The sequence below is a fragment of the Henriciella sp. genome, assembly GCF_029937755.1.
Classification (GTDB): Bacteria; Pseudomonadota; Alphaproteobacteria; order Caulobacterales; family Hyphomonadaceae; genus Henriciella.
In genome coordinates this window covers 1-2,335 of record NZ_JAPYPG010000023.1, presented here as the reverse complement: position 1 = coordinate 2,335, position 2,335 = coordinate 1, and the positions used below count along the sequence as shown (strand labels likewise).

2 protein-coding genes and 1 tRNA gene are annotated in these 2,335 nt (G+C 62.4%); 2 read left to right on the top strand and 1 reads right to left on the bottom strand.

The features are described from left to right. Positions 1-55 precede the first annotated feature (55 nt). Positions 56-149, top strand: a tRNA-Ser gene (locus Q1K29_RS18375). On the opposite strand, the gene Q1K29_RS18370 is transcribed toward Q1K29_RS18375, so the two are convergent. Then, positions 109-648, bottom strand: coding sequence for a hypothetical protein (locus Q1K29_RS18370; protein WP_300396830.1), 540 nt, complete (start codon positions 646-648; stop codon positions 109-111). The genes Q1K29_RS18375 and Q1K29_RS18370 overlap by 41 nt on opposite strands. 634 nt (positions 649-1,282) lie before the next feature. Between Q1K29_RS18370 and Q1K29_RS18365 the strand changes: the two genes are divergently transcribed. After that, positions 1,283-2,335: DNRLRE domain-containing protein (locus Q1K29_RS18365; RefSeq protein ID WP_300396828.1), on the top strand; the 1,053-nt coding region annotated here is incomplete at its 3' end.

Here is a 2,335-nt window from a genome sequence, read left to right as displayed (position 1 = left end):
GGTGAGGGCGATTCGGCGCCCGCGCTCCGCTCCTTGTAGCCTGTCGGGGCTGCATGGAGGCGTCGCCTAGTCAGGTCTATGGCGCCCGCCTGCTAAGCGGGTTTGGGGCTACAACCCCATCGAGGGTTCAAATCCCTCCGCCTCCGCCAGTTTGCTCAGGTTGGAACCCCCGTCGGACGAAGGTTCGGCGGGGGTTTCGCTGTGTGGTCCCTGGGGGTCACCGGTAGTCCCAGGCGCGAGAACGGCTGCCACGACGTCCGAGAGGGGCGCTCCGGCGACCTTGCCCCTGACCGCTCCCTCGTCGTCGGGGGCGCTGTCGAGTGCGAAGTAGTCGAAGACAACGGCGTTGAGCGCTGAGCGGCCGTTGCCTCCAAGCTGCTGGTAGAGCGTGCAGGCGTCGGTCAGCAGAACGATGACCTGGTCGAGGTACTTCTGCGCTCGTTCCACCGCTTCGCTTGCTTCGGCGATCAGCCGTTTGGCGTCGGCAATCTCGACGCCGACCTTCGACTGCTCGGCCTTCAGGAAGTCGATCGGCAGTGCATCGGCCATGTAGGCATCCAGCAGCTTCTGGCGGCGACGTTCGAGCTCGGCAACCTTGGCCATCGCGGCCCACTCCGAATCGTGATCGGCGCGGATCTCGGCGACCATCCGGACCGCCCGCTCACGCAGCTCGGCCGGGTACCTCTTCGACGTACTCCCTGACATGACTCCATCCTTCCCAAGGAACGGAGTCTCCGGACTCGCCGGGGGAGTCAGATCGCTGTCGGTGGCGCCTAGTTTCAGGCCGGAAGTGGCGTCGTCTGGCCGCGCGGTGGCGAGGTGTTCAAGGCCTTGGGAGTCGTTCGGTCGGGATACCCCGGCGTCAACGTTCCGGTCGACCACCTGGGAGGCAAGTCGGCACGGGCCGACTCCGTCCATGCCAGAAGTTCGGAGCCCGGGTTGGGAACTCGGGGTGGGCCAGAGGTTGCCGAAGGTGCTGGGTTGCCTGAGGTCAGCGGCCTGGCACTGGAACGCGATCCTCAAATGTAACGAGTTGGTCTCGTGACAGTAGCGAATCGTGCCATCGAAGCCGTTGCGCGGCGCCTGGCTCCACGCTCTTCCTGATCACTAAGACATCAGGAGCAAAGATGCGTTCTCGGAAACTTGCGTGCGCCTTGCTGGCAGCGGCAGTTATGTCACCCTTCCAACACTTGCCCGCCGTCGCGGAGGCCGCAACGGATGACGGTGCGGTCGACCAGGGGCAAGGAAACGCGGTACACGCGATTGCTCCGAATGCAACTTGTTGAGTTATGAACTATCCCCTGACGGTTCATTTGCGACTTATACCACGGAGCAAACTCTGGGGGTTGTGAACTCCCTGGACGCGTCGGGTGAATGGGCGGCAGCGGAGCCCTCGTTAAACCCGACTGACGAGGGAAGCGCGATCGCGTCCGTCGAGGACGCTGCCTGGGACGCAACATTCCCCGAGGACGGCAGTCGCACGCCGGTAAAAGTCTCATACAGCGACTCGTGGTTAACGATGCGCATGCATGGCCTCTCACAGGTTCGGCCAGAGGTTGACGGCAATGCAGTGCACTACCAGATGTCGGGCGACGAAACTGTCGAATACTCCGTTCAGCCGAACGGAGTCAAAGAAGACATAATCCTAGCCTCGCCCCCGTCGTCGGAGGCGACGTACACCTATCAACTCCGCACCTCCAAGAGCCTGTCGCCGTACGAGTCGGCCGACGGCGGCTACGAACTGAGGGAACCGTCAGGCCGAACAGTCTTCCAGATCCCCGGCGGGGTCATGGTGGATGCCAACGGGGCGCACTCTTCAGAAGTTGAGTTTCAGTTGCAGGCGGTAGGAGAGGGATGGCTCCTCACCGTCAGTCCCGACATGACCTGGTCGAGAAGCGCACAGCGCGCCTATCCCGTAGCGGTCGACCCATCGGTAGTCGTAGCACCCGCTAGAGATTGCACCGTCAAGTCGGCTTCCCCAAACGACGCGTCTTGCGGCGATCAGTCACTCACCATCCGTGCCGGCAAGGACGCGACAGGTCGATATCGAGGACTAATCTCCTTTCGACTGGCGAGCATCCCTGAGAACGCCACGGTAAACGCGGCGACTCTTAAGTTGTACTTGGACGCAACCAAGAGCTCTGGTTCGGGCGCCACGTACGCCATTCACAAGGCCGGAAAGCTCTTCGGCAGTGCAGCTACATGGAACGATTCGGGCAAAGAGGGCGCTTGGGTCGGAGGGAATCCGGGTGGCGTGGACTTTGGTGCGTTGTACTTAAGTGGCGGTTCCAGTGGCTACAGAAGTTTCGAAGGGCTGACATCGCTGGTCCAGGAG

What these genes read in the sequence shown, in the direction of transcription:
- Q1K29_RS18370 (WP_300396830.1), bottom strand. Translation starts at nt 648, where the DNA reads ATGGTCGCCGAGATCCGCGCCGATCACGATTCGGAGTGGGCCGCGATG.